The organism is Raoultibacter phocaeensis, from assembly GCF_901411515.1.
Lineage (GTDB): Bacteria > Actinomycetota > Coriobacteriia > Coriobacteriales > Eggerthellaceae > Raoultibacter > Raoultibacter phocaeensis.
The window spans coordinates 1,438,286-1,461,372 of record NZ_CABDUX010000002.1 but is presented as its reverse complement, the minus strand read 5'-3'; the positions used below and the strand labels follow the sequence as shown (position 1 = coordinate 1,461,372).

General features: G+C 61.3%; 18 protein-coding genes and 1 tRNA gene. 13 read left to right on the top strand and 6 right to left on the bottom strand.

Features of this window, described 5'->3' with window-relative positions; translation table 11 throughout:
- The first annotated feature begins 7 nt into the window (after window positions 1-7).
- The 3 genes from FJE54_RS14160 (at window position 8) to FJE54_RS16355 (ending at window position 1,424) form a co-directional block, all read left to right on the top strand.
- On the top strand, window positions 8-379 hold the full coding sequence (locus tag FJE54_RS14160; RefSeq protein WP_139653444.1) for a DUF1667 domain-containing protein: 372 nt from the start codon (window positions 8-10) through the stop codon (window positions 377-379).
- Window positions 379-990, top strand: coding sequence for a thermonuclease family protein (locus FJE54_RS14155; protein WP_139653443.1), 612 nt, complete (start codon window positions 379-381; stop codon window positions 988-990). Before FJE54_RS14160 ends, FJE54_RS14155 begins: the two co-directional genes overlap by 1 nt.
- Window positions 991-1,052: 62 nt before the next feature.
- Window positions 1,053-1,424 carry a hypothetical protein gene (locus tag FJE54_RS16355; protein ID WP_255467448.1) on the top strand — a complete coding sequence of 124 codons (372 nt, stop codon included), beginning with the start codon at window positions 1,053-1,055 and terminating at the stop codon, window positions 1,422-1,424.
- 82 nt (window positions 1,425-1,506) lie between these two features.
- On the opposite strand, the gene FJE54_RS14145 is transcribed toward FJE54_RS16355, so the two are convergent.
- The 3 genes from FJE54_RS14145 to FJE54_RS14135 all read right to left on the bottom strand — a co-directional run bounded on the left by FJE54_RS14145 (window position 1,507) and on the right by FJE54_RS14135 (window position 6,264).
- Window positions 1,507-3,063 carry a DEAD/DEAH box helicase gene (locus FJE54_RS14145; RefSeq protein ID WP_139653442.1) on the bottom strand — a complete coding sequence of 519 codons (1,557 nt, stop codon included), beginning with the start codon at window positions 3,061-3,063 and terminating at the stop codon, window positions 1,507-1,509.
- 14 nt (window positions 3,064-3,077) lie between these two features.
- Window positions 3,078-4,472, bottom strand: a complete 1,395-nt coding sequence (locus tag FJE54_RS14140) for a glycosyltransferase (protein ID WP_139653441.1) — start codon at window positions 4,470-4,472, stop codon at window positions 3,078-3,080.
- A gap of 133 nt (window positions 4,473-4,605) precedes the next feature.
- On the bottom strand, window positions 4,606-6,264 hold the full coding sequence (locus FJE54_RS14135) for an FAD-dependent oxidoreductase (protein ID WP_139653440.1): 1,659 nt from the start codon (window positions 6,262-6,264) through the stop codon (window positions 4,606-4,608).
- Between the two features lie 298 nt (window positions 6,265-6,562).
- On the opposite strand from FJE54_RS14135, the gene FJE54_RS14130 reads away from it, so the two are divergent.
- From FJE54_RS14130 to FJE54_RS14120, 3 genes are all read left to right on the top strand, one after another.
- A complete protein-coding gene (locus FJE54_RS14130; RefSeq protein ID WP_255467447.1) occupies window positions 6,563-8,020 on the top strand; it encodes a helix-turn-helix transcriptional regulator in 1,458 nt (485 codons plus the stop codon).
- A gap of 152 nt (window positions 8,021-8,172) precedes the next feature.
- Window positions 8,173-8,604: a zinc ribbon domain-containing protein gene (locus FJE54_RS14125; protein ID WP_139653438.1), complete on the top strand. Its 432-nt coding sequence runs from the start codon at window positions 8,173-8,175 to the stop codon at window positions 8,602-8,604.
- Window positions 8,605-8,774: 170 nt separating this feature from the next.
- A tRNA-Glu gene (locus FJE54_RS14120) sits at window positions 8,775-8,849 on the top strand.
- 48 nt (window positions 8,850-8,897) lie between these two features.
- Here the strand turns inward: FJE54_RS14120 and FJE54_RS14115 are convergent.
- The 3 genes from FJE54_RS14115 to FJE54_RS14105 all read right to left on the bottom strand — a co-directional run bounded on the left by FJE54_RS14115 (window position 8,898) and on the right by FJE54_RS14105 (window position 11,233).
- Complete coding sequence (locus FJE54_RS14115; RefSeq protein WP_139653437.1) at window positions 8,898-9,269, bottom strand: hypothetical protein; 372 nt, start codon at window positions 9,267-9,269, stop codon at window positions 8,898-8,900.
- A 61-nt stretch (window positions 9,270-9,330) separates the two neighbouring features.
- Window positions 9,331-10,260: an EamA family transporter gene (locus FJE54_RS14110; RefSeq protein ID WP_139653436.1), complete on the bottom strand. Its 930-nt coding sequence runs from the start codon at window positions 10,258-10,260 to the stop codon at window positions 9,331-9,333.
- 10 nt (window positions 10,261-10,270) lie between these two features.
- Window positions 10,271-11,233: a glycosyltransferase family 2 protein gene (locus FJE54_RS14105; RefSeq protein WP_139653435.1), complete on the bottom strand. Its 963-nt coding sequence runs from the start codon at window positions 11,231-11,233 to the stop codon at window positions 10,271-10,273.
- 217 nt (window positions 11,234-11,450) lie between these two features.
- On the opposite strand from FJE54_RS14105, the gene FJE54_RS14100 reads away from it, so the two are divergent.
- The 7 genes from FJE54_RS14100 to FJE54_RS14075 all read left to right on the top strand — a co-directional run bounded on the left by FJE54_RS14100 (window position 11,451) and on the right by FJE54_RS14075 (window position 23,087).
- Window positions 11,451-13,682 carry a hybrid sensor histidine kinase/response regulator gene (locus tag FJE54_RS14100; RefSeq protein ID WP_180326750.1) on the top strand — a complete coding sequence of 744 codons (2,232 nt, stop codon included), beginning with the start codon at window positions 11,451-11,453 and terminating at the stop codon, window positions 13,680-13,682.
- Window positions 13,679-14,074 carry a GtrA family protein gene (locus tag FJE54_RS14095; protein WP_139653433.1) on the top strand — a complete coding sequence of 132 codons (396 nt, stop codon included), beginning with the start codon at window positions 13,679-13,681 and terminating at the stop codon, window positions 14,072-14,074. Before FJE54_RS14100 ends, FJE54_RS14095 begins: the two co-directional genes overlap by 4 nt.
- 110 nt (window positions 14,075-14,184) lie before the next feature.
- Window positions 14,185-16,275, top strand: coding sequence for a DUF6541 family protein (locus FJE54_RS14090; RefSeq protein WP_139653432.1), 2,091 nt, complete (start codon window positions 14,185-14,187; stop codon window positions 16,273-16,275).
- 199 nt (window positions 16,276-16,474) lie between these two features.
- Window positions 16,475-18,883, top strand: a complete 2,409-nt coding sequence (locus tag FJE54_RS14085) for a S8 family serine peptidase (RefSeq protein WP_139653431.1) — start codon at window positions 16,475-16,477, stop codon at window positions 18,881-18,883.
- A gap of 97 nt (window positions 18,884-18,980) precedes the next feature.
- Entirely contained in the window at window positions 18,981-19,838 is an 858-nt protein-coding gene (locus tag FJE54_RS16190; protein WP_218971940.1) for a hypothetical protein, read from the top strand.
- Between the two features lie 7 nt (window positions 19,839-19,845).
- On the top strand, window positions 19,846-21,201 hold the full coding sequence (locus tag FJE54_RS14080; RefSeq protein WP_218971939.1) for a sugar phosphate nucleotidyltransferase: 1,356 nt from the start codon (window positions 19,846-19,848) through the stop codon (window positions 21,199-21,201).
- A 167-nt stretch (window positions 21,202-21,368) separates the two neighbouring features.
- Window positions 21,369-23,087 carry a cell wall-binding repeat-containing protein gene (locus tag FJE54_RS14075; protein ID WP_139653429.1) on the top strand — a complete coding sequence of 573 codons (1,719 nt, stop codon included), beginning with the start codon at window positions 21,369-21,371 and terminating at the stop codon, window positions 23,085-23,087.

The following is a 23,087-nucleotide window of genomic DNA, read 5'->3' as shown; positions in this document are numbered from 1 at the left end:
CTTGCTGATGCAGCTCGCAACTGAAGTGAGAACCTATACCTGCATCTGCTGTCCGCTCGGATGTTCGATCGAGGTGTCGATCGACGAAGACGGCTGCGTGACCGACGTTTCGGGCTACAGCTGTGCGCGGGGTAAGGAATACGCGGCGAACGAGGCGATACGGCCCGAGCGAATGGTTACGGCGATCGTGTGCGCCAAGGGGTGCCTCGAGCCTTTGAGTGTGAAAACCGCATCGCCCGTACCCAAGGAATCGATCGCCGAGGTTCTCGAAGCGATCCGCGCCCTGCGCCTTGAGGCCCCCGTGCGGACAGGTGCGGTGCTCATCGAGGACGTCTGCGCAACGGGCATTGCGGTTATCGCGACCAAGGATATTCCCTGATGCGGCTTCGCCTTTCGTCTGAGCCTGCGCACCGCCGCCGGCAGCTTGCCGCTTTGCTCGCGCTCGTCTTCTTCCTTGTCGCAGGTGTCGCGTTATCTGCCTTCGGTGGGAGTCAAGCGTCTGACGACGTTTCGGTGAATCCGCAGCAGTCCTCGTCGCGCGAAATCGAGCAGGTCGAGATCGTGCGGGTGGTCGACGGGGATACGGTGGTGGTCGAACGCCTTGACGGATCGGAGGAAAAAGTGCGGCTCATCGGCATCGATGCTCCTGAAAGCGTTGCATCCGACGAGAGCCGCAACACCGAGGAGGGCCGCATTGCCTCTGCGTACCTGCATGAGCTCCTGCCTGCTCGGACAGTCGTGTATCTCGAGCAGGACGTATCGGATCGCGATCAGTACGATCGGCTGCTTCGCTACGTGTGGCTCGACGAGCCCGACGGCGCGCTTGACCACCACGCCGCCGCCGAGGTCATGGTCAATGCAATACTCGTGGGCGAAGGCTACGCGCGCGCGAAATCCTACGCTCCCGATACCGCATACGACAAGGTGCTCCGCGAGCTCGGAAAAGAGGCCGCTCGTGAAAAGAGGGGCGTATCGCAGGCGTGGAGCTGACCGAGGTGCGCTAAGCTTTTCGATAGGCAGGAGGCAGCAGGTGAACATGACAGGAGTTGCGCGTGGTTGACGAAGAGAGCAGTGATTTGGACGAAACCTCCAGATCGGCTGAAAAAGGCGAGCCGGACGATGCTGCCGAACAGGATGGGTTGTGCCTAGCGGGCGGTGCCGAACAATCGGAAGAAACCGCTGTACGGAGGCAGGTGGGCGAGGCGCCCGGAAGCGCGCGTATACTGGGAACGCTCGTTGTTGCGGTCCTTGCGGTGATCATCGTGGTTGCAGCGGCGGCAGCGTGCTTTTTCGCACTCGCCGGGCTGATCCAATCCGATTGGCTCCTCGCCGTTTTGTCGGTTGCAGCATTCTTCCTGCTGGTGTGGATATTGGGCAGGGTCATGCGAATCGCTGCCAACCAGAACAAAGATCCGATGGGGTAGGGCGCTTTCGGGTCCGTGTGCAGCCTGAAACGCAGCTGTGAGCCAGCTTAGTCCAGCCTCGCCGATGCGCCGCCCGGCTCCGTTACCGGCTGCGGCGTCGAGCCACGGCGGCGCGGTGGGCGCGGCCGGGACGCAGATCGGATCCTTGCGTGCGGCCGGATCCCTTCGCAGCCTGTCCCTGTCTCGGTGCGTTTGCCTTCGATGGGAGGGCTTGCCCCTGCCTCGGGCCTTTCGAGTTCGCCTGAGCTGCCTGCCCCTGCTTCGATGGCTTCGCTCCCGCCTGGTGGGCTTGGGTCTGCTTCGGCGCTTTTCGATTCGTTTTCACAGGCTGCTGCTGCGGTGCCCGAGAGCTCTTCTTCTTTGCCGGCTTACCGCTTGGCGCATCGGTGGCGGGCTTGGCCGCTTTCTTCTTCTGCGCTTTCGCATACTCGGCGGCCGCAGCTGCCAGCTCGGGATCGCGCCTGCCCGCAGCGCGCGTCGCTCGCGCGGCGGCGTCGGCTTCGGCTTGTTCGGGGTCGAAGTTCGTAAGCTCCATGGTGGGTATCTTCTGCTTGATGAGCTTCTCGATGTCTTTGAGCCACGGCTCCTGTTCGGGGCTTACGAACGATACGGCGAAGCCCGTCTCGCCGGCGCGCCCGGTGCGTCCGATGCGGTGCACGTAGTCTTCGGGCTGGTTGGGAAGGTCGTAGTTAATGACGTAGTCGACGTCGGTCACATCGATCCCGCGGGCGAGGACGTCGGTTGCCACGAGTACGTGGGTCTTTCCGCTGCTGAAGTTGTCGAGTGCGCGTTTGCGCTGGGCTTGGGAGCGGTCGGAGTGGATGGCTTCGACGGTGTAACCTGCGCGCTTGAGCCTTCTCGTGCAGGAATCGGCGCGCGAACGGGTGCGGGCGAATACGATCACGCGATCGGAGCCCTTCTCTTCGAGCACTGCCTTGAGCAGATCGGCTTTGGTGGTTTGCGTTGCCGGAATGACGAACTGCTCGACCGTGTCGGCCGTTTCACCGCGGTGGGCGATCTCGACGTAGGCGGGATCGTGCAGAAGCGAGCCGACGCTTTTCTCGATCTGGTCGTCGATGGTGGCTGAAAAGAGCAGCGTTTGGCGATTTTTCGGGCAAGCGGCGATGATCTTCTTCATCTGCGGCCAAAAGCCCATGTCGAGCATGCGATCGGCTTCGTCGAGCACGAGCATTTCCACGTTGGAGAGCCGTACGGCTCCTCGTTCCATGAGGTCATTCAAGCGGCCCGGCGTGGCGATGAGGATGTCGACGCCGTGCTTGAGCTGCTTGATCTGCGGATCGAGCGAAAGGCCGCCGACGACGGTGAGTATGCGATGGTGGGTGGAGGTGGCGATGGCGCGGCACACATCGCCGATCTGGTCGGCGAGTTCGCGCGTGGGGCTTACGACGAGCATGAGGGGCCCTTGGCCCCGTTGGATGTGGCCGAGCCGATCAAGCGCGGGCAGCGAAAACGCAGCGGTTTTGCCGGTCCCGGTTTTTGCTGCCGCGATGATGTCGCGGCCTTTGAGCACGAGCGGGATGGCCTGTTCTTGTACCGGGGTGGGTGCTTCGTATCCCAGACGCTTCACGGCGGCGAGGGTTTTCTCGGACAAGCCGAGTTCGTTGAACGGTAATGCCATAGGTTTCTTTCCTCCTAGCGGATATGTGCGGGTTTCTTTCCCCAGTAAAGCCATAAAAAGCGCTTGCGGTGCTCGGCAAGCTCGCCTGCCCTCGATTTCTCGATGAGGCGAAACGCCGCGCGCGCTACATCGAGCGCGGCGTTCGGGCGGCGGATGATGCCGCCGTTGATGAGCATGGCCTGGGTGCTCTGCGGGTGCTTGGCGATGTGGCGCAAGCTTTCCAGCAGTTCGCGGGCGGTGGTCACGTGCATGGCGGCGCTGACGGCGGTGAGCATCTGGACGTTGGCCTTCTCCTGTCCGTAGGCGCGGCCTAAAAGGATCATGGGCACCTGCGCGCAGAGGCACTCGGTTACGGTGAGGCCTCCCGATTTGCAGATCACGAGATCGCTTGCGGCCATGAGCGCCGCCATCTCGTTCACGTAGCCGAGCACAGTCGTGTTCGAAAGGCCCAACTCGGCGCATTGCTGGCGCATATGCTCGGCATAGTGCTTATCGCTTCCCGCGATGAACACGAAGTGCATGGACGGATAGGTGTGCAGGTAGGGAAGCAGTTTGTCGAGCGTATCCCTGAAGTGCACGTAGGGGCGGGGAAGGTAGGCCCCTGCGAGGGCGAGCACGACCATCTTGTCTTCGGGAAGATCAAGTTTTCTGCGCGTTTCGGCCTTGTCGTAGGTTTTGCGGAAATCGTCGCGCGTGGGGATGCCGGTGATGAGGATGTTGTCGTCGGGCACTTTGCGGGGACGCAGCGTTTCTGCCATCGATTCGGTTGCCACGCAGAACAGATCGGTTGTCCGGTGAGGCCAGAGACCCTCGGTTTCGTAGTCGGTCGGAATACTCAGAATCGGGTAGCGCTGACCGGTGATCATGCGCGCGCCCACGGCGACGTTGGCCGCTGTGATATGCGTGCAGATGATCGCGAGCGGTTGCTTCTCACGCACATGCTCGGTGAACTTGGGGAAGTTGACGTGCGACCAAATGGTGCCGCCTCCCCACAGAAGCCGCCCGGTGAGCGTATAGCGCCAGGTGAGGTCGTAGAGCGGCCGCGTTGCGCCGGTGAACAGGCTCGCCGCATGGTCGCCGTCGAAGACGTGCCGACCGAATTCGAGGATGTCGAGCACTTCGATGTCGAGATCTTCAGGCACCTCGATGCCCTGGAGCAGATCGGGGTCGTCGGTGTCGCGCAGGATGCGGAGCGCCTCGGCGGTCGCATTCGCGGCACTGCGATGGCCCGATCCCACCGAAGCGTGCATGACGATGACGGTAGGGCGAGGGGGGACTTCGGATATGTCGTCTGCAGGCCGTTCGCAGGGTTGCGCCGGTACGGGAGTTGCGAACAGCTCGGGAAACTCCGTTTCGGCGAGCGCGGTCTGAGGTTCGGGGGGTTGCGTAGTGTGTGCGTCGTTTTCCATGACGACCATCATAGCAGAGATGGCCGCAGCTTCGCTACGAGGGAGGGAAAAGCGAAGCTGCGGCCGTATGGCTTCGGGTGCCGGCTCGGATCGCCGAGCACCCGACGGGTTGGCGATGGTGCGTCTTGTGCGCCTACTGTTCGGCGACCGCTCGGCCGACGAGGTAGCCCTCGGTGTAGCAGCGGCCGAGCGAGAGGCCCGGAATGGTCATGGGGTAGTCCACGCCGCCGTAGAATTCGCCCGAGCAGTTGCCGATGGCGTACAGCCCGCCGATCGGCGCGCCTTCGGCATCGAGGCACTGGTGGTTTTCGTCGACCTGTACACCCGAGCAGAGGGCCGATACGCGCAGCCAGCGGTGAATGCCGTAGTACGGGGGCGTGTCGATGGGCTTGAGATACTGAGTCGGCTTGCCGAAATCCTCGTCGGCGCCAGCAGAGGCGAGCTCGTTGTAGCGCTCGACGGTGGCGACGAATGCCGCCACGTCGGTGATCTCGAGCTTCTCGGCGAGTTCTTCGAGTGAATCGGCCTTGAAGGTGCGGATGAGGTCTTTGAACACACCGTCGCGGTCGACGTCCTCTTCGGGCATGTAGAGCGCGAGCTCCTCGGGGGAGTAGAGCTTGCCTGGCCAATCCGCCGCCTGCTCCATGTAGTTCGCGTCGAAGATCTGCGAATACCAGCCCTGATCCTCGGCGCTTCGCAGGTAATTGTTGAGAAGCGACATCTCCACGACCTCGTTCACGAAGCGGGTGCCGTCGTTCTTCACGGCGAGGAACGGCATGTCGCACATGGAGGCAGGACCCGCATCGAAGTCGTGGAGCATCTTCGTGTGGTTGATCGGCTCCATGGCACCGCCTGCCCAGATGACCATCTTGTGGCCGTCGCCGGTCTTGTTCATCTGCTTGCGGGTGAAGTTTGCAAGGTCGGGCAGGTAATACGAGCTCATCTCCTCGTCGTTTTGGTAATCGCCCGTGGCGATGATGACGCCTTTGCTTGCGTTGAACTGTATGTATCCGCCCGAGCCCTTCGCGATGACGCCCGTGACCGCATCGCCGTCACGCACGAGCTGCTCGGCCGGGGTCGAATAGAAGATCTCGACGCCTTCCTTTTCGGCCGTTTCGGCAAGCGCGCGCATGGCATCGCCCGCAGTGAGGGGCTTCGGACCTGCGAACGAGGTGACGAACTCCATGGTCCAGCCGTTTTTTGCGATAGTGGCTGCCTGCTGCTGGCTTCCCTGGTCGATGATGGGGCCGCCACTTTCAGCAGACCGTTCGATGACCCATTTCACCGCTTCGCCGCCGTGGTTCGCCCAAAGCTCCAGAAGCTCGCGTTTCGTGCGATGCTGGCCCTCTTCGATGAGCACCGAGACGAGGTTCTGCACATCAGCCGGATCGCTTTTCGACAGATCGATGCCCGAGCCGGTGTTGCCCTGCGATATGGCGGTCGCCTCCTTCTGGATGAGCGCGACCTTCGCCCCTGCCTCTGCGGCGGAGAGCGCCGCGGGCACGCCTGCGGCGCCCGCGCCGACTACGACGACGTCGAAGTCCTTGGTTTCAGCGATGTCGGTTATGGGCGCGGGAGCTTTGAGAAAGCTCGGCAGGCCGTCTCTTGTGTGGCCGGCTGCCGTCGTGGTGCCCTCGGACGGCTGCGCTGCGCTGTTTTCCGCATTTGCCGTGTTCGAGCTCGGACTGCACGAAGCAAGCGTTCCTGCGCTGATGACGCCGGCTGCTGCAATGCCTCCGAACTTGAACAGGTCGCGGCGCGTAACGCCTGAAGTGCGAACGGATCCTCCCATGGATACCTCCTTGAATCTGCGGCGCCCGCATCTATGTCGTGCGCCGTAACCGTTTGTCGGCGAGCTTTCGTCCGCCTTGGAAAACTGTACGTACGAAAAGGCCGCCTGTCATTCGTCCAAAGCCAGCACGGGGGGATGATTTCGGTAATCCTTCCGTATAACCCTATAATGAACAGGTAAAACGATGCGGTTGTTCCTCGGGCGCACGATCGGCGGGTTGGTCAAAGGCGCATGATCCTCTACAATGGCGAACGGTAGGAAAGCACACGATCTCACGTACGAGCAAGGGGACGATGCCGTGACAGAGCGAAAAGCCGAGCAATGCGCCGAGGACGGGAATGCGCCTGAGCGAGCGGGCGGGATCATCGACCGGCTGCCCCATATCCCGTTGTTCTTTCTCGGTCTCGGCGTGTACCGTGCGTGGATCGAAGTCGTCTTCGTCGGCTCGTTCGTCGACTTCCCGACAGCGCCGTTAGCTGGGCACAACGTATTCGACATCGCCATGATCGCGACGCTGTTCTCGTGCGCGTTCGGCGCGCGGAGGCTCGGTGTGTTCTACCGCAAGCGCTCTTTGCACTGGATAGCGGGCCTTGCGCTTGCCGTCTCAACGGTTATGGTGTTCGCCTCGATGTACGTGCCCGAGCTTGCGCCGTACGCGGCGACGCCCGCCGCGATCCTCGGCGGATTCGGCATCGCGCTCGTGATCCTGTTCTGGTCGGAGCTTTACAGCTGCCTCAATCCCGTACGGGTCGCCCTGTACTACTCCGCCTCGATCATCGCCGCGGCGATGATCCTCTATATCTGCCGCGGGTTTCTGTACCCGTGGCTTTTCGCGGCCGCGCTTTCGATGCCGTTCGTGTCGCTTGCCTGCCTTGCGTTCGGGTTTCGCTCGCTTCCCGAAAACGAACTGCCGCGCTCGCTCGGGGGCGCCTTCTCGTTTCCATGGAAGCCGGTGCTGCTCATGGCCGTGTACGCGTTCGCGTACGGTCTCAAGGAATCCTCGACGTACGCCGGATCGTTCGGGCCCCACTCGGCGTTCGGCACGCTTGCGGTGGCGCTAGCCGTGTTCGTCGGCATCGTGGCCCGCGGCGGCCGCTTCGACTTCGGGGCGATCTACCGTGTGGCGCTTCCCCTCATGGTGGCGGCGTTCCTCGTTCTGCCGAGCCTCGGGTTCTTGAACAGCGCCGCCGCCGACTTCTGCGTGACCGCCTCGTATACGGCGTTCTCCATCCTCATCATGCTCATCCTTGCGAACATGAGCTACCGCTACGGTATCTCGGCTATTTGGCTGTTCGGCATCGAACGTGGCGTGCGCGCGCTGTTCAGCCTGCTCGGCCGCGAAACGGAGGCTGCGCTTTCGGGCTTCGAGTTTGCGAGCGTGCCTTCCGAGTTCATGCTCAACGCGATCGTGATCCTGCTCGTCGTGGCGATGACGATGATCCTGTTCTCGGAAAAGGAGCTCTCGAGCAGGTGGGGTGTCACGTTTCTCGGGGGAAACGACGAGGAAGGCGACAGCGTTATCGTGAAGAAGCAGGAGCTTGCCAACCGCTGCCACGACCTGGCCAAGCAGTTCGGACTTTCGCAGCGCGAAGAGGAAGTGCTGCTCCTGCTCGCCCAGCGAAAGACGGTCGGCTCTATCGAAAAGGAGCTCTTCATCGCCAACGGCACCGCGAAGACCCATATCCGCCACATCTACCGCAAGCTCGATATCCATTCGCGTGACGAACTCATCGATATGCTCGGCCTGTACACCTGATGGAGTACGATGTGTAACGATCGGGTGACGGTGCGCGCTTGTGGATCCGCCGAGTCGGGCGGCGGTTACACTATGCTGTGCGAGTGCGGTGGGCGCGCACACTCGGCATAGCGCGCGCCCGCACGCGCGCTTGAGAGAATTCGGAAGGTCCTATGTTTCAGAAGCTCGGTCGAAAATTCCAACAGTTCATGATCGGACGCAACGGCCCCGACGACCTTGCGCGTTTTTCGCTTGCGGTCGCCTTCGCGTTCATGCTTGTCAGCGTGTTCGTGAACGATGCGCTTGCGAGCCAGGTGCTCATGGCGTGCGCGTTCGCAGGCGTCGCATACTGCTATTTTCGCGTGTTCTCGCGCAAAAAGGCGAACCGCTTCAAAGAGAACCGCGCCTACGTGAGCCTCCGCACGAAACTCACCGCGCCTCTGCGCAGCGCGTACGCTCGCTTCAAAGAATGGAAGGCATACCATACGACGCATCGCATCTACCGCTGCGAACAGTGCGGCCAGAGCCTGCGCGTTCCGAAGGGGAAGGGGACGGTGAAAGTGACCTGTCCCAAGTGCAAGCACTCGTTCACTGCGAAATCGTAGGATACGGCTGCCGGGTTTGTTCGCATTCGCCCGTTGAACCTGCGAAGACGGCGGAGCCGACCAGTGAAAACCCGTATTGCATGAGTTCGAATATTTTCTCTTGCATTCCCGATGAGGCTTTGCAATAATGTTCAAGCTGCTTTTTCGGGAACGAAATCGCGCGCAGAACCGTCCCCATAGTCTAGAGGTTAGGACGCGGCCCTTTCAAGGCTGAGACACGAGTTCGATTCTCGTTGGGGGCACCATAGCTTATTTGAACGGACGGGATTACCCGTTCGTTTTGTTTTTCGCGGCTACGCCATGCGGCCGACGAGAAAACCGATCACGGTGCAGAGCATGGCGAACGCGCCCGAAATGAGCACGAGCAGGTAGTCGCGACGCTGCTGTCTGCGCAGCTCGCGTTCCCTGCGGGCTTTTTCGGTAAAGAACGTATAGCCGGCAGATGTGATGGCGACGATCGGGTTGGCTCGGCCATCGGGCAGCGTCTGCGTTGCGACGGCGAGTGCGCCGAGCGAGATGAGCTCGGCTTGCAGCGGGTCGTCGGGTTTGAGGGGAAACGCGCAGCGCCGTCCCTGGCCTTCGGCTGTGGCTGATTTCGCGCGCTCGAACTCGATGAGCCGGATGAGCTCCATTTCTTGCTGTATGTTCAGATGGATCTGGGCCACGGCGATTTCGTGCTCCCTTTCGGCTTCGATTCTGTAACGGGTGGGTGCAACTTCGTTTCGCTTATTGTGCCACAGAGTTTCGCGGAGGTCGATCAGCGCGGCGCAGAAGGTTGGGAAGTTGTGAGATAACCACGCCTGCGAGGATGACGACGACCCCTATGCCCTGCAGCGCGCTGATAGCCTCCTGCAAGACGAACACCGAAATGAGGATCGCTGCGGGAAGTTCGGACGAAGCCATGATGGTGGATACGCCTGCGGGCAGATGGGGCGTGCCGATGCCGAACAGGATGACGGGTGCGAACAATCCGAAGAACCCGAGCACGAGGCCGTACTTCCAAATGCCCGCCTGCAGTGCGCCCGAGACGAAGTAATCGGGGCATGCGATAAGCGCGAGAAGCGATGCGCCGCAACAGACGACGAGACCTCTTTGGATGGGGGCGACGGCGGTTTCTACCCTGCCCGACAGGTACACGAACGCAGCACAGCTTACAGCCGAAAGCAACCCGCATACGATGCCGAGAGGATCGAGGTTCGGGTTCAGATCGGCCTCGAACACGCCGCTTGCGAGAAACGTGCCGCCGATGATGACGAGTAGAGCGGCTATTTCGGCCGGCTTCGGCGCGCGTCTGGTCGTTGCGATCTGGATGACCATGCCGATCCAGGTGAATTGGAACAGCAGCGTGATCGCAACCGACACGGGAAGCATGGTAAGCGAGAAGCTGTACAGCAAGCAGGTCGTGCACGTGGTCATGCCCAGACCGAGCAGTTTGAGAACCTGCTTCAGGCCCAGCCGTTGCAGACGAGCTCCGAACAAGCGACGTACGATGAGCACGGCGGCGAAGATGAACGCTCCGAAGCAGGCCTGGCTAGCGGCAACCTGGGTCCACGCAAAGCCCTCCCGATAGGCGAACTTGACCGTTGTGGCCATGATGCCGTAGCTTGCGCCGGCAAGAAAGACGATGAGTGCGTATTTCAGGGGACTTGAGCGCATAAGGTTTGCTCTAGGGCTCCCGCCGCATCTCCCCGTAGACCCTCGTCACCTCGAGCTCGTAGGCCTTGCGGCTGCCCTTGACCACGGTGTCGAGGACGAGACCGCACGAGAAGCTCAGAAGCCCCGCGAACACGAGGGCGACGGCGAGGAGCGCCGAGGGGAGCTTCGGCACGAGGCCCGTCTGCGCGAACTCCACGATCACGGGCACGCCCGCGATGAGGCCGAGCAGGCACAAAAGGAGCGCCACCCACGAGAACAGCGCGAGCGGCCGGTAGTCCTTGAACAGCGAGCCGATGGTCAGGAGCACCTTCGCGCCGTCGGAGAAGGTGTCGAGCTTGCTCTCCGAGCCCTCGGGCCGGTCGCGGTAGGCCACCGGCACCTCCGCCACGCGCCAGCGCTTGTCGACGGCGTGGATCGAGAGCTCGGTCTCGATCTCGAAGGAGGGGCTGAGCACGGGCATGGTCTTGGCGAACACGCGGTTGAACGCGCGGTAGCCGGTCATGACGTCGGAGTACTCGAAGCCGTAGATCCACTTGATGAGCGCGCGCACGAGGTCGTTGCCGAAGCCGTGGAAGGCCCGGTCGTTCTCCTGGCCGTAGGTGCCGTTGGAGAGCCGGTCGCCCACGACCATGTCGGCCTCGTCGGCGAGCACCGGCGCGGCGAGGGCGCGCGCGGCCTCGGCGGGGTAGGTGTCGTCGCCGTCGACCATGACGTAGCAGTCGGCGTCGACGTCGCGCAGCATCTGGCGCACGACGTTGCCCTTGCCCTGCCTGGGCTCCATCCTCACGGTCGCGCCGTGCGCCCGCGCGATGTCGGCGGTGCCGTCGGAGGAGTTGTTGTCGTAGACGTAGACCTCGGCGCCCGGCAGCTCGCGTTTGAAGTCGTCGACCACCTTGCCGATCGTCACGGCCTCGTTGTAGCACGGTATGAGCACGGCGATGCGCGCGGCGCCGCCCGTTGCGGGTTCTCTCACGGCCCTCTTCCCTCCGTCCGCCTTGCGGGCGGCTCCTCGGATGCGTCGGTTTCGTAGAGCGTATTGTACACAAACGGCGGCCCATGCGCGCTCTCAACGGGCGTTTCGCCACAGCATTTACGGTGTGTGCACTCGACGTGAAAAGGTTAGATGTTACAATAGTCTGCGGATTCCCGGGTTCGCTTGCGCGAATCCGACGATTATCGGGTGGAGTACTATGGGTGAAAACAGGAAGCGCAAAAGCGTACGGCGGTTTGCCGGCGTTGCGGCAGCTGTTGCGGCAACGCTTGCCGTCATCATGGCGTTTGTGACGGTGACGTCGAACGAGGCCGCTGATCGAACTATCGAAAAAATCAACGAGATGTACCTCGAAGAGATGAGCTTGCAGACGATTGCGTATTTCGATGCGGGCAGGGAAAGCAAGATAGCTCAGATGGACACCATCGTCACGGCGCTTCGCCCTAGGGAGTTGGACGAGGCGGCGCTTATGAGCTACCTTGCGGAACAGAAGCGCATCACTGGATTCGAAACGTTTTATCTAGTCGATGATCAGGGTGCATGCTTTTCTGCCGACGGGTATGTGGATGGCGAGTACGATACCGCTTCGATCCTTGCGCTCGTCGAAGGCGGCCCTTCGATGCTCGCATCCTCTGACGTGCCGTTCGAGGTATCCGATATCGTGTGCGTCGATGCGGTCGATCCGGTTGAATACGGGGATACGGTGTTCATCGGAGCTATCGCGTCGTTCGAAACGTCGGTGCTCGGCAGCGAGCTTGTCATGAGCCGACATATTGGAAACTCGCATTCGAGCATCGTTGCGAAAGACGGAACCTACATTCTGTACTCGCCGGCAACATCGAACGCTCCGGTTGACGACAACCTCTTCGATCTGTTCGCTTCCTATGCCGAACTCGGCAGCGATCATTCGCTCGACGACATCCGTGAAGCGCTCGAGACCGAATCGGTGTTCGTTACGCAGCTTGTGTTCGATGGGATGCACGAGTACCTCTATCTCGCGCCCATTCCCGGCACCGATTGGTTTCTCTACACGGCGGTGCCGTACAACGTCATCGACGAACAGGTCGGTGCATTCAGCGCGACGCTCATGCGCAACGTCGCGATCGTGTCGTTTGCGGTGCTCGGGGTGCTCGCTTTGACGGCGCTGTTCTCCTACACCGTGACGCGGGTGAACGAAAAGAGGATTCTCGAAGAGAAGGAGCGCGCCGAGCGGGCGTTTTCGGCGGCGCAGCATGCGAACATGGCGAAGAGCGATTTCCTCTCGCGCATGTCCCATGAGATTAGAACGCCCTTGAACGGCATTATCGGCATGACCGATATTGCCACCCACCATCTCGGCGATGAGGCTAAAATGGGGGAGTACTTGCAAAAGATCACGATGTCGTCGAACCATCTGCTCTCGCTCATCAACGACATACTCGACATGTCGAAAATCGAGAGCGGCAAGCTGGAGATCAAGCGCGAGCGATTCGATTTCGAACGCCTTGTCGAGTCGATTACGGCTGTGTTCCAGGTGCAGGCGAGCGAGAAGGACATCGAATACGAGACGATCCTCGTCGGTGAAGTCGACGAGGCCATCGTAGCCGATTCCCTGCGTATCAACCAGATCGTTTACAACCTTTTATCGAATGCGTTCAAATTCACGCCCCCGGGAGGTCGCGTGGAGCTGCGGTTCGAGAAGCTCGAGAAGGGCGGCGAGTGCCCATGGCTTCGGATTGTGGTCACCGATACCGGATGCGGCATCGCCGCCGAGAACATCGATAAGGTGTTCAGATCATTCGAGCAGGAGAGCGCTGACGTTGCGCGCATGCACGGCGGAACAGGGCTTGGACTTGCCATAACCAAGCGGTTGGCCGAAGCGATGGGAGGCGTTGTTTCGGTTGACAGCGTGCAGGGGGCGGGCAGCACCTTCGCCGTCGAGCTGCCCTACGGGCTTGCGGACCATTCCGGTTCGATGAGCGCGGGCATCGGCGAGGCGTATGCTCCCGCGACAGACGGCGGGCGTGCGACGCATGATTTCACGGGCAGAACGGTCCTTATCGTCGAGGACAACGAGCTCAACCTAGAAATAGCAGCCGAGCTCATGGCGATGACGGGCGCATCGGTTGAGACTGCCGTCAACGGAAAGGATGCGGTCGAGGCGTTTCGCTCGTCGGGGGCAGGGCATTTCGATCTCATCCTGATGGACGTGCAGATGCCTGTCATGGACGGATACGAGGCGACGCGCGAGATACGGTCTACAGATCGGCCCGACGCGGCTTCGGTGCCCATCTTCGCGATGACGGCGAACGCCTTTGCCGAGGATGTGCGGGAGAGCCTTGCGTGTGGAATGGATGCCCATATCAGCAAACCCCTTGCCATTCAGAGCGTGTATGACAAAATGGACGAGTTTTTCAAACAGAAGGAAGGGTCGGACACCTCAGCGTCATGAACAGGCTCATCGCGCAGATCATGAAATTCGGCGTCGTCGGAGCTATTGCCTTCGTCATCGATTACGGCCTGCTCGTTTTCCTCACGGAAGTGTTCGGCATAGAATACCTCATCAGCGCTACGATATCGTTTACGGTGTCCGTGGTGTTCAACTACCTCGCATCGATGCGCTACGTATTCGCGCACAAAGAAGGATTGAGCCGCCGTCGGGAATTCGCCCTCTTCGTCATCTTGTCGGTAATCGGTCTTCTCATTAACAACGTATGCCTCTGGCTTGGTGTCGACGTGTTCGGCATCGATTACCGGATCTCGAAGATAGTCGTGACGGCAATCGTTATGGTGTGGAATTTCGTGACTCGGAAACTGTTTCTCGACGCAGGAACCGAGAGATAAGCAGGGTACTTGCCGCGCGAACCGTGCGTCATGCCTGCTCTTTTGGTATAGTATAGAGCTTCGTTGTTTGTGATCGACGCCCAGCCGAGCGCCTGGGCGGTGGGGGCTGTATGTGGGATACGTTCTTTCTTTCCGTCGCGGTGGGCGTGCTGTTTCTGTACGCTCCCGGCTACCTGTGCCTGCGGGCGTTCAAGCTGCCGCACGCTGTGTCGGTTGCGTGCGCGCCGCTCGTCACAATCGTGGCGTACAGCCTTCTTCCCATCGCCTACGAGCGTTTCGGTATAGCGAGCTCATGGGAATCGGTGGTTTTGCCGGTGTTCGGGTGCTCCCTTCTGCTGTTCGCTTTGATCCGGGTGCTCGTTCGCCCGCAAGCGGCGGCTTTCGGGGCCGATCCAAACGGCGCGGGGGCGCGTTTCGAGAACACGTGCGTGCAGGATGCACGGTATCTTGCGCTGTATGCGGCACTCGGCATTGCCGTGACCTCGTGCGTGTTCATGGGAACGTTCGACGACGCAGCGTCGTTCGTGCAAGAGTTCGATAACGTCCATCATATCAATACGATCCGCGCGTTTTTGGACTCGGGCATCTGGTCTTCGATGTCGAGCACGCTCTATCCCGAAAACATCACCTCGTTTCAGCCCCCGTTTTCGGGATCGGCGTTCTACCCCTCGGCATGGCATTGCCTCGCAACGCTTCTCGTCGATGCGCTCGGCGTGCCCGTCGCGCTCGGTGCGAATGCGGTGAACTTCATGCTGTGCGCGATCGTGTTTCCCTGCTCCATGTTCGTGCTCATGAGAAAGCTGTTCGCTGCACGACGAGAAGTGCTTCTCTTCGGTGCGTTTACCTCGCTTGCGTTCATCGCGTTTCCCTGGAAGCTCCTCGCGTGGGGCCCCCTGCTTCCGAACCTCACCGCGTTCTCACTGCTTCCGGCGGTTCTGTTCTGCTTCGTATCGCTGTTTTCGATCGGTACTGACCGGCGGGCGCGCATCGCTTCGGGCTGTTTGTTTTTCACGGGGTCGATCGCGTTGGTGTTCTCGCAACCCAATGCGGTGTTCTCGGCAGGGGTGCTTTTGATTCCCTTCTGCATCGATCGGATACGTTCGGCATGCGAGGTGCGCGCGGATGGAAACCGTTCGCACGTGCTAAGATGCAAGGCTCTGTTCGTGGGTCTGTTCGTCATCGTCGTAGCTGCGGTATGGATCGGGCTGTTCAATGCGCCGTTCATGAGCGGGGTCGTATCCTATGTGTGGAAACCGCTTTCGGATGTGCCCCAGGCGCTCGCGCACGTGCTTCTCTATTCATCGAAGGAAACGGTCGCCCAAGCCGTTTTAGGTATGGTCGTCGCAGTCGGGTTCGTGCGCGTTCTGACGATCAAGGGGTATCGATGGATTGCGGCATCGTATGCGATCATGTGCTTTCTCTTCGTTGCGGCCGCATCGTTCGGGGGTTTGCCCAAGCAGCTGCTCACCGGATTCTGGTACACCGACGCGCTGCGCATCACGGCGGGCATGATCATGATTGGCGTGCCGTTGGCGAGCGTTGGTTTGCAGGTGGTCGCTGCCACCCTTATACGCGGCGCACAACGGGTGCGTAAAGGCGGTGCGCCGGGCAAGGCGCTTTCGGTCGGCATGTCGGTGTCGGTTGCGGTGGCGTTCGCTGCGGTGAACTACTACCCCGGCTATCTTCAGGAAGGAGAGCCAGGGCCCACGTCCGCCTTCAGCGCCTCGAATAATTTCCTCCATGTGGCCTACAGCCTCTCGGGCCCCAAGCTCTACGGCGTCGAAGAGATAGCGTTCATCGAGAAGGCAAAGCGCGTGGTGCCCGAAGGATCGCTCATCTTGAACGAGCCGAACGACGGATCGGTGTTCGCGTACGGTGCGAACGACGTGAATGTGTACGAACGCTACGTATCGGGATGGGGCGGCGAAACCGAATCCGAAGAGAGCAAGATCATTCGGCGCAGCCTCGATGTGATCGCTTCCGATCCGAGCGTGGCTGACGCGGTACGTTCGCTGGGAGCCGAGTACGTGCTGCAGCTCGATCAGAATGGGAAGCATGACGGGAACCATTTCCTGTTCTCGTACGAGGCCAACGATTGGTTCGGCATTGACCGTATCGACGACAGTACGCCCGGATTCGAGATCGTGCTTGCCGAGGGTGACATGCGACTGTACCGGATCGTTTTGTCCGAGGATGCATAGCCCTTTGCGGAGTCGATCGCTTCTTTGGGGTTTGGTGGGCTGCGTTCGTCGGGGTCGCATGCATGCGCGCTTGTCGATGTCTCGTGCGGTTTTCGGAAACAAAACGGTAACCAGCTAAGCAACTATGGCACAATGAGCGGATACGAAGTCCGCATCGTGATCCGCTTTCTGAAGGCGGGTCGGTTGCAAGGAGATACCGATGGTTAGAATTCGCCCCGCCATAGCCCTGCTCCTGTCCTTGACGCTTGCTTGCTGGGGCGGGTTTTCGGGTATGCAGAGCGCTTGGGCCGATCCTGTTTCACCCGATCGCGCACTTGTTGAACAAGCGACTATGGAAGAGGGCGGGGCGCTTTCTGATGAATCGGCAGCAGTCCCCCTGGCCGAGCTGCTTGCAGAAGAAGCGCCCGCCGAGGTCGACGAAGCTGCAGAGGGAACTGCGTACGCCGAGGGCGAGGTGCTCGTCGTGCTTGCGCCCGAGGCTGCCTCAAGCGAAGTCGAGCAGCGCTTCGACGAAGCGGGCGTGGCGCCGATAGAACCGCTCGACGAGCCCGCGATCGGGGGCCAGAGCGCCGTTGCCGTAACGGTCGAGGACGGCGCCTCGGTTGCCCAGAAGGTCGACGAGCTCATGGAAGCCGAAGAGGTTGCCTACGCGCAGCCGAATTATCTGTATTCGTTCGAGTACGTTCCCAACGATCCGGTGTTTCAGGAATCCGAGAGCCGATGGTGGCACCTCGAAGACATCGACGCATTCCGTGCCTGGGACAGCGCGAAGGCGAACAAAGCCGTTCGGGTGGCCACCATCGACAGCGGCGTCAAAACCGACCATCAAGATCTCAAGAACAACCTGAACCTGGCAAGCGCCTACAACACCTTCACCAACCAAACGGGAAGGGATGCAGCAGAGGACCGCTACGGTCACGGAACCCATGTGGCAGGTATCATCGCCGCAGAGGCAGACAACGGCACAGGCGTTGCGGGCTCTTCCTTCAACGCCGAGGTGATCCCTATCAACGTCGTGCATCCGAGCGGCCAGTACGCCGGGAAAAGCACCACGGCCGATTTCATCGAGGCGCTCGACTACATTCTGGACTTCAACAACCGAGAGCTCAACGACATCCGCGTCGTCAACATCTCCATGGGCGGCTACGCTTACGACCAGGCTCTGGCCACAAGCGTTTCGGTTGCTACGGACAGAGGCATCGTGATTGTGGCGGCAGGAGGAAACGAGGGGGACAAACCTCAGGGCACGCAGCCGTCCTATCCCGCCGATCTCCGCGATGTCGTTTCGGTGACATGGTACGATGCTTCCGGCACGATCGACAAGCGTTCCGACTACGGTCCGGGAAAGACCATCGCCGCTCCGGGTACGAACATCTATAGTACGCTCTACAGCGGCGTCGGGTCGTACGGCATGAAATCGGGCTCGTCGATGGCTTCGCCTGTCGTGGCGGGGGTATGCGCGCTCATGTTCGCGGCGAACCCCGATCTTTCGGGAAGCGAGGTGCGGCAGGCCCTCTACGATACCGCTACCGACGCGGGGGCTCTGGGATGGGATCAGTACTACGGCCACGGGAAGGTGAATGCGTACGGCGCCGTCACGCGCGCGATCGCCTTAGGCTCGGGACAGCCTCCGGAGAACCCGGACCCGCCCCAACCGACACCTCTCACGTCTACCGAGCTCTCGGGAGCCGACCGCGTAGCGACGAGCGTTGCCATTGCCCGGGAAGCGTATCCAAGCGGCCCAGGCGGCGTCATCATCGTACGCTCCGACAACTTCCCCGATGCGCTTGCTGCCTCGTCGCTTTCCGGCGCGCTCGGCTATCCCATCCTCATGAGCGATTCAGGCTCGCTGTCGTCGGCGGTTTCGAGCTACCTACGAAGCACGCCGACCGTCAAGCAGGCGGTGCTCATCGGAGATCGAAACTCGCTCTCATCGCGCGTTCAGACGAGCGTATCCGGTCTCGTGTCGTCGTGCGTTCGCATCGGCGGAACGGATCGCTTCGATACGGCTGCGCGACTCCGCTCTACCGTTTCTCAGCTCGGGGCCGGCGCAACGACGGCGGTCATCGCACGAAGCGACAATTACCCCGATGCGCTCTCGATTTCGCCGTATTGTGCGGCTTCCTATGCGGGATTGTTCCTCATCGCCCCGGGTACGGCGCCGAGCAAGGCGATGCTCAAAGAACTTGCCGCCTACGAGCGCGTCATCATCGTGGGCAGCACCGATTCGGTGTCAGGCAAGGTGGAAAGCTCGCTCAAGGGCTCTTCGCTCGAAGTCGTCCGCCTGGCGGGGGGCGTGGGAAACGCGTATTCGAACGATCGGTACGGCACATCGGCTGCCATTGCGAATTGGACTGTCTCCCAGTCGGGCAAAGGGTTCTCATACAACAATGCCGCATGCGCGACGGGAAAGAAATTCCCCGATGCGTTGGCCGGGGGACCGTTGTGCGCTAGCAAGCGATCCGTGCTGCTCCTCGTCGACTCCGGATCGTATTCGGCCGTCGATGCCGCGGCTTCGTCGGGGCAGGTGAACCATGTGTACTGGCTCGGCTCGACCGACACGCTCAACTCGTCGCTGCGCGCTGCCGTGCTTTCCCGCCTCGGGTAGCGCCCTTCGCGCGTTCAGCTGCGGGCTTTCTGTGACACGGGTCATAATCGGTTAGAATGGGGAAGACCGAATCCGTGCTTTTGTCGAAGGGACGTGCATGTCGTTTCCGAGAGTGATCGTATCGCTTACCTCGTATCCTGCGAGGTTCGAGGCCGTTGCGCAAACGCTCGAGCCCCTGTTCAAGCAGACTGTGGCGCCCGATGGCATCGAGCTGTGGCTTGCCGAAGACGAGGTGTCGCGCTTTGACGGTCTGCCCGCGTGCTTGGAAGAATCCGTGCAGGCGGGACTCTCGATCAAGTGGCTGCCGCGAAGCCTCAAACCCCACACTAAGTACTACGGGGCATTGCGCGAGCACCCCGATGATATCGTTATCACCGTCGACGACGACATCGTCTATCCGCTCGATCTCGTGCAAAAGCTGCTTGAGATGCATTACCGTTTTCCCGAAGCGGTTATCGCCAATCGTACGCACATCGTAACCCGCAATGCGGAAGGTGCGGTGGCGCCGTACCGCGATTGGGTGTTCGAGCAGTCGGCACTTTGCGGTACCCCCAGGCGCGATCTTCTGGCGACCGGGGTCGGCGGCGTGCTGTATCCGCCGCATGTGTTCGACGAGGCCACGTTCGATGAAGCTGTCATTCGTGAAACCTCGCTTATGGCCGACGACTTGTGGCTCATGGTCAACGAATTGAGGCTCGGCGTTTTCGTAGTCAGTACCGGCTGCAACGAAAACCTGACCTACGTGCCCGGCACGCAAGATGGCGGCTTGTATATCGATAACCTCAACGGCGGGCGAAACAACGACATCCTCAAAGTCCTCTTCGAGCGCTATCCTTCAGAAGAGCGCACGTTGGTACAGGCGATCGAGGAGCGCGAAGCGCAGAGCCGAGCCTCTGAGCCTGCCGACGAGCCCGGGTGCGTGCGACGCCTCTACCGCCGGATCGTTGGTCGGTGATGGCATCGTGAGCACCGTTGTCCTCTTGTCGGGCGGCTCGGGCACACGGCTGTGGCCCCTTTCCAACGAAGCGCGCTCGAAGCAGTTCCTCAAAGTGCTGCGCGACGACAGCGGGGCTTCCCAATCGATGGTGCAGCGCGTTATCGCGCAGATACGCAAGGCCGATCCCGCATGCGATATCGTCATAGCAACGAGCGCCTCGCAGGTATCGTCCCTATACGCGCAGGTTGACGGCGACTTCGGCGTTGCTGTAGAGCCGTCGCGCCGCGATACCGCTCCGGCCATTATGCTCGCAGGTGCGTACCTGCACTCTGAAAAGCACCTTGCCGACGACGAGCCGATTGTTGTGATGCCCATCGATTCGTACGTGGACGACGGCTATTTCGAGCTTATCGGGATGCTCGATGCGGCCGTACGCAGCGGCGAATCCGACATCGTGCTTCTTGGCGTGAAACCGACGCATCCCGCCGAATCGTACGGGTATATCGTGCCTGACAGCAAAGCTTCGGGCACGGGTGCCGGCGGTGCCGTTGCCGTGCGGGCATTCAAGGAGAAACCCTCCTCGAGCGATGCTGCGCGCCTTATCGACGAGGGCGCTCTTTGGAATTGCGGTGTTTTCGCTTTCAAATTAGGCTATATCCGCTCTATCGCGGCCCGGTACACCGAAGCAACTTCGTACGATGAAGTTGCTGCCGAATACGGATCGTTTCCCAAGAAGAGCTTCGACTACGAGGTGGTCGAGCAGGCGGAATCGGTGTCGGTGATCGCCTACGATGGCATGTGGAAGGATCTCGGCACGTGGAACACCCTTACCGAGGAGATGCGCGACCCTCAGGCGGGAAGGGCGATCGGAAGCGGCAACCCGAACACCCATATCGTCAACGAGCTCAACATACCGCTTGTGGCCCTCGGTATCCCGGATGCGGTCATTGTGGCGACGCCCGACGGAATCCTCGTGTCCGATAAAAAGGCAAGCGCGGCTATGAAGCCGTATGTCGAGCAGGTGGCCGAGGGGCGGGCTATGTGCGAATCCCGGAACTGGGGTGAATATCGCGTGCTCGACCACTCCGTGTACAACTCGGGAACCAAATCGCTCACCAAGTACTTGGAGATCGCCGCAGGGCGGCAGATTAGCTACCAACGCCATACGCTGCGCGACGAGATATGGACCGTGGTGGACGGGTCGGGCGAAGTGGTTGTGGACGGGGAGGTCCGTGCTGTTGCACGAGGCGACGCCGTCAGCATTTCCCACGGATCGCTTCACGGGGTAAGGGCTCGCACCGACCTGCATATCGTCGAAGTACAGCTCGGCCCTATGCTCACTGAGGACGATATCGAGCGGTTCGGGTTTTACTGGGAGTAGGCTGCCTTCACGCGTCGGTTCCTCTCGGGCACCCAGATTCGGAAGGGTTCGGGATATGGACGGCCTCTTGATAAGAAGTGCTGGTGGCGAAACGTTACGATACCCGATCCGAAGGACATGCTATAATCCCGCACGAACGGCTACCAACGAGTGTATACGAGGCTGAAATGGAACAAAAACGCACAAGCGGCTTCTTAGCAGCTGCACTTTCCCTCACCGTGGCGATCACGCTTATCTTCGGCGTGCAGCCGGCGTGGGCCTTCGTCGAGGGCGACCAATCGCTTCTTTCCGACGAGGAAATCGAAGCGGCCATCGAGAGCGGCGAGGTTATTTCACCGAACGACGAGGGCGGCGTCGAAGCCCTTTCCGAGGCGGCTCCGACGGCTGTCGTCGAGGGTACCATGATGAAAACCTTCTCCGGCGCGAACCGCTACGAGACCGCGGCCCTGCAGGCGACTTACGGCTGGCAGAGCTCGCGCTACGCGGTCGTGGCGGGCGGCTACGGCTGGCCCGACGCGCTCACGGCCTCGAGCTTGGCCGGCGCGCTCGACTGCCCCGTGCTGCTCACCCCCAAGGAGGGCCTCGACGCGTCCGCCTCGCAGGCGCTCTCCTCGCTCGGCGTGTCGCACGTGGTCGTCGTGGGCGACGAGAACGCGGTCTCGGCCGCCGCGGCCGACGCGATCGGGGCCAAGGGCATCGCGGTCGAGCGCCTCGGGGGCGCGGACCGCTACGCCACCCAGATGGAGATATACCGCTACGGGGCGGACCCGTCGAAGAACCCCGAGGGCCGCGTGCTCTGGGGCTCCGACGCCGTGGTGCTCGCCTCGGGCGTGTCGCCCGCCGACGCCCTGTCGGCCTCGCCGGTCGCGTTCTGCGCCAAGGCCCCGGTCTTCCTGGCCGACGCCTCCTGCTCGCTTAACGCCGACCAGCTTGCCGCCCTCTCGTCGGCCGGCGGGTTCGCGACGGCGCTCGTCATGGGCGATACGAACCGGGTCTCGAAGGCCGCCGAGTCCGCCGCCGCGGCAGCCTCGGGGCGCACCGAGCGCTTCGCGGGGGCCGACCGCTACGACACGAGCGCGCGCGTCGCGAAGTGGGGGATCCAGAACGGCTTCCTCGGCTCCTGGGAGGGCTCCGCGTTCGCCACGGGCCAGAACCCGGCAGACGCGCTCGGCGGCGGCGCGCTGCAGGGCAGGGAGCGCTCGCCGCTCCTGCTCGTGGACGACGGGTGGTGCGGCTACGCCATGCCCAACATCAAAACCGTGTCGTCGGTCAAGGTGTTCGGCGACCGCTATGCGGTGTCGGGCTCCATCCGCATGGAGATCGCCGATACGATAAACGGCATGACCTATGCCGACATACCCGGCTTGAAGGTGTACATCGATGCGGGCCACGGGTGGAATTCGAGCAATAACGGCGTCATGGATTACGGCGCGACCGGCAACGGGCTCACCGAATGGGAGCTTACCAAGGATCTGGCCGATCGCGTGGGTAAAAAGCTCAAGAACGAGTACGGTATGGATGTGTACGTGAACAACACAGGCGGCTGGTACAAGCTGCGCCAGACCGATGCCTACAATCGCGGGTGCGATCTGTTCGTATCCATCCACTTCAACGCAAGCTGCGGCTCGGGTACCGAATCCTACATCCATTCCTACAGGGCTGATTGGAAATCGGCAGACTTGCAAGCGAAAGTCCATCCGAGCCTCGTTAAGGCCATGGGACTTCGCGATCGCGGCACGATGGATGCCGAATTCGCCGTGTGCGGGGGCGAGCTTCCCGCAGTGCTCTTGGAGGTTTGCTTCATCGACAACGCATCCGACATACGTACCTACCTTGGGAGAAAAGACGCTGTAGCGAAAGCGATCGCGTCGGGAATAGCGAGCTGA